The organism is Snuella lapsa (assembly GCF_039539345.1).
GTDB lineage: Bacteria > Bacteroidota > Bacteroidia > Flavobacteriales > Flavobacteriaceae > Snuella > Snuella lapsa.
In genome coordinates this window covers 1-7,002 of record NZ_BAABCY010000096.1, presented here as the reverse complement: position 1 = coordinate 7,002, position 7,002 = coordinate 1, and the positions used below count along the sequence as shown (strand labels likewise).

Below are 7,002 nucleotides of genomic sequence, written 5' to 3'. Positions count from 1 at the left end.
TGGTGCGTTGGCTGCCATGGTAAACGAGCCGTCATCACAATTCGCCTGGTCTGGGCCTGCATCGGCATTAGGATCTGCACTAACTGTTACAGTAAATGAATTAAATCCATAACAACCTGGAAAACCTGCTTTTTCACTTCGAACATAGATGGTTGTTTCTCCAAGCGGTGCATTATAAGCATCTGGTGTTGGGACTGGACTAGTATATTCATCGTCTAAATAGTATTCAATTACTCCAGGAGGATTTACAGAATTTCCTGTAGTTATATTAACAGGATTTTCGGAAGCACAAATTGTTTTATTTGTAACTGTAATTTCTGGTTCTTCTCCTGTAAATCCAAATAAATAAGGACCAGCAAAATCTTTTAACTCAGAACCAAAAGCTCCCTCATTGGGTCCACCTCCACTACTACGGGTTTTAACCAGTAAACTACCTAATATATTAGAACATGGGTCTTCTTGTCCCCTTCTATCCAATCCAAAAGCTGTCAAATTAATACCAATTTCAACAAATTGATAGCGCTCATAGTCATCAACAAAATCAGGTGTAGAGCCTTCCCAGGTACCCCAAGGTGGTCCTGTTGTAAGAGAACCTGCATCCGAAGCAAAATCATCATTTACTCTACCCCACAAACTTGTACCTACTGATATAGGGTTAATGGCAGCATAACCAAAACCTTCTGAACCTGTCCCTGTTTCAAAAGCGACACCATAATCAACATTAAAAGGTCTATTAGCAGCCGTATTATCATAATTATCAAATGTGGCTTGGCTCATCCAAACCCGGATTCTGATATCAGGCACACTACCACCATTAATATAGTCAACCGAAATAATGATAGTTCCCGGAACCATAATGTCTCCATCTCCTGCTAAATCAAAAGTCCAGGCGGTACGCCCGCCATCTGGGCCAAGTTTAGTTGGATCTTGAAGATCAGCGGGTGATACTAATCCTTCTCTGAAAAACTCGAAGTCCAGATGCTTGTTACCATTGGTAACCACCAGAGACGCTCCAGCATATGCATAAAGCGTTGTAAAAGGCCTTGGGTCACTTTCTGATGGTGCTTTAGGTACATCTCCTCTTAAATGTGCATACACATCGATGATATCTGTTTTTTGAGGGACACTTCCCAAGGAGTCCAAACTCCAATTTATTGGATGGTCTGAATTTTTATCGGCTCCCGATGAAAAATAAGACATTTCAGCGTCTCCTCCCTTTACATAGTTATCACGTCCATATACAGCATCTAACCATAAATCACCATTAACAAGTGGAAATGGAAAAGGCGCAGTAGGAGCCCATACCGATTGTCTTAGTTCAATCGCTTCATTATCCGTACTGTTAGGTGGGTTAGGATCGGACAATGGATTACCGCCATTAGCGCTCCCTAATTCATCGATTACTCCTAGACCCGAAGCCCCTAAGAACCAGTCATCTATTCCCGTAGGATCTCCTGGAAGTGGAACAACCGGATTTTCAACATTCGGAAATTGTAATACACCAGAATATACATCCCCGTCAATACCAAAATTCGCCTGAACAGAAGATGAACCTACGTCCTGTCCATAAAAAAATTGTGTCGACAATCCAAAAACAAGGACTATACAACACAATAATAATCTCTTAATAGACCTACTGGTACAACCAATAGCATCTAATTTTGTAAAATTGCACATAAACATAGCATTTAAATTAAATTAATAACCGAGTTTACATAACAATAATAACGTAAGTCATGAATGAGGGCCGTGAAATTAAATTGTATTAATTTGGCACAACAAGAGTATGTTACATCAAGGTAAAACAGGTGGCATTCAATAATTTGCTATTAATCAAATGCTATTAAAATAGGAGATAACAACTCGCCAAATAGTAACTATCTGTACACGAGTACTTTTCTAAAGGTAAGAATTATATATTATAATTTGAAATTGTTATAAAGCTAATTTCATCAAATTAGTTTATCAGTAATAATCATCGATGAAATGCATTTTATCTCTTTTTTCTGACTAAAGCAATTCTTAAAAGTCTCGTTTATTGGGTATTAGGGGTTGGGTGTTGGGTGCTAGCTGTCGGCTGTTGGGTGTTGGTTGTTGGCTTTTGGCTGTTGGGTGCTGAGTATTGGGTGTTGGGTGCTAGCTGTTGGCTGTTGGGTGTTAACTGTTGACTGTTGGTTGATGGGTATTGGGTACTGGGTGCTGGGTGCTAGCTGCTGGGTGTTGGTTGTTGGTTGTTGGGTGTTGGTTGATAGGTATTGGGTGTTGGGCGCTGGGTGCTAGCTGTTGGGTGCTGGGTGTTGGCTGTTAGTTTCTGGCTATTGGCTGTTGGGTGTTGGGTGTTGGGTGCTGGATGCTAGCTGTTGGTTGTTGGCTTTTCATTGTTCACTTCTAACTCATTGCACCATAAGCTTTTTCACTCCGGATCCGAAGGCCGAATCAATTTTAACCATATATACTCCTGGAGACAGGTTAGATACATCAAACGACAGTATGGGATTGTTATCCTTTATTCTTGAATTAAAGAGCAGACTTCCCTGTATATTAACAATCGATACGTTTGTAATGTTTACATTGGCTCTATTGCTAATATAGACAGTATGTTGCGCTGGATTTGGATATATTGCAATATCCTTTTCTATTTTAACATCATCAACCCCTAATTGCATGCAAGAGGACTGCGTCATACTTAACTGCCCACAGATTGTTGTAGAGCTGCTTCTGGATTGTATATCCATAGCCCCTGCCAGATCTTGGTTACTTAATGTTCTTAAAGACTCCCCAGACGAAATGGAATAGTGCATAACCTCGTTGGTATTAACAACATGACCTAATTGGTGCCCATGCCCAAGTTCGTGTACGGTAACCGTTTCAAAATCTATTTGGTCGTTGGCTGGGGGCGCTGTACTAAAATTCCAATTTTTGTTTGCATTGAAAACAATATCCATTTCAGTTACATACCATTTAATCTCACCACCATCATAACATCCTTCATACCTAGAATAACACTGTCCCAACATGCCACCACTCATAGAGTCGTCAAATGTTATAACATTAATACCATCATATAAATCCTTTTTAGCAATGGCTGTTGTAGTATTTGCTATTTCCCAATTTATGCCAGACCCACAGGTCCAACTTTCAAAGGCTCTGGTAAAAGCATCCCTGGCATCAGAATTATAAAAGTCGGTATTCATTGTCCAGGTGTTCCCCCCACTGCCATTATTATCAATATGCTGGGTCTGGTAGGCCGTTCCGTTGTATTCCAGATTGATTTGTGCAAAATCTATAACCAGATCGTCTACGGACTCTATGCTACCGTTAGCAACAGTATTCACTTTAAAAGAACCGGTACCTGCCCTATCTGGTATCTCGACCTCAATTTTGGAATCCGTCCAACTTTTAATCTGGTTGCTTAAGGAATTGGTATGTAAATAGCCCCCATAATTGGCATCACTAAACCCTACGGTACCTTTAGTTTCTCCAAAGCCGTTACCGTAAATAGTTAAAACACTTTTTGTCCCTGCGGAAGCATTAGTAGCTGAAAAGGATGAAATAGCAACACCTCCAGTAGTCTTTGAAGTAGAAGTCTCCTTACTTATTTCTGTATTTAAGTCAAGAGCATTCATACTAACAGGTGCCTTATTTGTCAGGCTTACAATTTTAGGATAAAAATTACCTGTTATATTCTCAATAACCGAAAAGCTGTTTACAGCCTTATCATTCGTCAAAGCATATTTGTAAAAGCCTTGCGCACCTACTGTAGACATATACGACACTTGACTGGAAACCATTTCTTTTTGCATGGTGGTTGCCTTTGGGTTTGATCTTAACATAAAAACTCCCATGCTTCCATTTTGAAGCTGTAAACTATGGGACACGACCTGAGCCTCTAATCCAATAATGCCCCCTGGTGTAACCAATTCAATTATACTGGTAGATTCTCCTTTAAAAACTTTATATACCTTAATAGTATTTACGGTATATATCCTATTTTGTGCATCATCCCAAAAGGATTCTTTCGCCAGCACCTCTCCCTCAATAATGACATCAGAAAGTGCCACTTGCTCATCAAAGGGTACTTCGAATATCATTTCCTGGGCCTTTAATGAAATACTATTTAATAGCTGACACACAAAAAATAGTAAGCCCATTTTGTAACTAAACTTAAGCATAATCTGGTAAATTTGGGGGCTTAAACTAATGCAACATTACATATTATCCTATTTTTTAACCATTTAATCGATGAAATACTTAAAAAGAACTTAATTTTGTAAGAATTAATATTCAAATTGATGTAATTTAGACAAGAAACTATTTATAATACCGCGGCGAAACCAGTCATAATTTTGCTATGAAGAATAGCTTTTAAACGTACTTAAATACCTACAATAAATTGATAGACAAATGTTTACATATTAACAACTCGATATTAATAAGAACCAATAAGTAAGTTTTAACTTATATTTTTATTGCTTTTCATCGATTAAATACTGTTTTATTCGATTAAATGTTTTTTTTATATATATTAGCAAAAACTTTAACCTACAGATTATGAGATTTTTAATTACTCTGTCATTAGTTCTACTACTAAAACTTGATAGCATCGGTCAAAATTCATGTGCCGGTTCTCAAACTATAGGTCCTGGAACCACTAGTGTTGGCACTATCAATGGGACAGCCGCTACTTTGATATGTGATTCTAAAACGGCCGGCACTAAAGCCGAATGGTTTGCTTATACGGCTACAACAGACGGCTACGCTAACATAACAACTGATTTACCTGTAAATTCTGGTTTAGATACCAATATGTATATATACTCTGGCACATGTGGATCTTTAACCTGTTTAGCTAGTAATGATGATATTACACCAGCTAATGTCTCATCAAAAGCAGACTTCCCTATAGCATCTGGAACAACTTATTATATCGTGTTTGACAATAGATGGAGTAGCTCTGGTTTTGATTTTCAAATAACAGAAAACACTGTTTCTTGTAGCGTTACTTCCCCTCCTGTACAAGAAAATTTCAGTAATATGGATACCATTTTAGCATGCTGGAATTTAATTGATAGCGATTTGGATAGTAGAAAATGGTTTGTTCAAGATTTTGATTTGGATGAAAATCCTGGTTTAGATGGCAATCCATGTATTGTATCAAGATCATGGGATGCCACGAGTTCGGTTAATCCAGACAATTGGATTATATCTTATAGTATAGATTTATCCTCATATTCAACAAATGATGATTTATATCTTAATTGGAAGGCCAGAGGGTTTAACTCGAATTTTCCAAATGAAAATTATACGGTTTATGTTGCCGAGGGTAATAATACCTCTGATTTCCTTTCCAGTGGTGTATCCTTTAATGAAGTAATCGGTCAAAATGGAGGTGCTGGTGAAACTTTTGTCGATAGAAACCTAGATATTTCTTCTTTAGCAGGTAAAATAGTTTATGTTGCTTTTAGACATCATGACATGCCATCATCTCAGTACGAACTTCATATTGATGATGTACAGATTTCCACAGCGTTACTCTCTGTTGAAGAGCATGATTCGAATAGCTTTAAGCAGTACTATAAAGACGGTTATTTAACTTTAAAATCGGACGGGCATTCAATCAGTCATTTAATGCTCTATAATATATTAGGCCAATCGGTGCTAACCAAAGCACTCTCCAACCCAACCGAAATTGTCGATATTTCCTCACTGAAAGATGGTATCTACATCAGTAAAGTTCAAATCAATGATACTATTAAAACCTCAAAATTTATTAAATACTAAAAGGATATATACAAAGAGAGCAGCTAAATTTTTAGCTGCTCTCTTCACATATTGGTTATTAATCAATTCAAATAGCCCCTATTGTTCGCTATATGATACGATCTTTTTAACCAGTGTACCTGCATTGGTTGTTAACCTTACAAAGAACATTTGATTGTCCGTTTTAGAAAGGTTGATTTTAGTAATAGCGCTTGTACCTTTTGTATAATTGGTATTTTCTGCTTTTCTTACTAAGGCACCTTTCATATCGAATACTTCAATCGTTACATCGGTATCATAATCGAAGCTGTACTTAATATTCACTTCCTCATCAAATGGTACCGGATAAGCCGTAAAGTCAACTGACTTGGTTGCAGCTACTTTGGCTTCGCCTCCACAGCTCATTCCTAAATCAACATTATAGGTTTTTTCATCATCTACGCCTGGTCTAATACTACATCTACATACTTCTTCACAAGTCACTGCGTGAGCAATTATGTAAACTGGACCGCAAACATTTGTAAATGTAACGGAAATACCTGTTGAATGATCCAATGAGCCTGCATTAAAGGTATATTGACCAGGTGCTACTGTAGGTGTTCCATTCTTATCTGGATACATCGCTTCCCCCACATATATGTGGGCTTCACTCATGGCATAATCCATACCCGCCCCGTCATTGTCAATATTATAGGTAACAGTTATCTCTCCTTCTTCAGAATAATCTATAGTAACACTACCTACATTATTTCCTTTGGTAATATCACAATGTGCTGCTCCAGCATATAATGGTATGGTTCTACTGTCTCCTTCATTATAGGCATTGGTCCATCCCCAACGTTTAAAGCCATCATTATCAAAACATCTAGCAGTTTGTGTATCCATTGCAAAGGCTGTTTCGCAATTATCATACTTATCAATTTCTCGAGTGATAGTACATATTTTCATTGCAGAATTACCACAAGAATCAGTATACATAAACTTATAATCCTGCAATTGAGCACAACCATCTTCACTATACCTCATAGCTCCTTCTTTAACACCACTTAACGGTCCTGTTCCATCACAATTATCAGACCAAGACCCTCCTGTCCACTCTGCTGGGAATTCATCCATACAGATGGTCATTGGTTCTGGACAAACAATTTTAGGTTTTTCTAAATCCGGAATAATAGTGAAGGTCGCTGTCTTTACTACGTCCGCCTCACAATCGCTCGTGGCTGTCCACGTTACGGTGGTAAC

Annotated in this window: 4 protein-coding genes; 1 reads left to right on the top strand and 3 read right to left on the bottom strand. The window is 37.9% G+C overall.

Features of this window, described 5'->3' with window-relative positions; genetic code table 11:
- Together ABD792_RS17480 and ABD792_RS17475 are read right to left on the bottom strand one after the other, a co-directional pair.
- Window positions 1-1,677 (bottom strand): hypothetical protein (locus tag ABD792_RS17480; protein ID WP_345007664.1); only part of this gene is annotated, 1,677 nt, incomplete at its 3' end.
- A gap of 716 nt (window positions 1,678-2,393) precedes the next feature.
- Entirely contained in the window at window positions 2,394-4,172 is a 1,779-nt protein-coding gene (locus ABD792_RS17475) for a T9SS type A sorting domain-containing protein (RefSeq protein ID WP_345007663.1), read from the bottom strand.
- Window positions 4,173-4,551: 379 nt separating this feature from the next.
- Between ABD792_RS17475 and ABD792_RS17470 the strand changes: the two genes are divergently transcribed.
- Window positions 4,552-5,781: a T9SS-dependent choice-of-anchor J family protein gene (locus ABD792_RS17470; RefSeq protein ID WP_345007662.1), complete on the top strand. Its 1,230-nt coding sequence runs from the start codon at window positions 4,552-4,554 to the stop codon at window positions 5,779-5,781.
- Between the two features lie 78 nt (window positions 5,782-5,859).
- Here ABD792_RS17470 and ABD792_RS17465 read toward each other — a convergent pair.
- On the bottom strand, window positions 5,860-7,002 hold a 1,143-nt coding region (locus ABD792_RS17465), incomplete at its 5' end, for a T9SS type A sorting domain-containing protein (protein WP_345007661.1).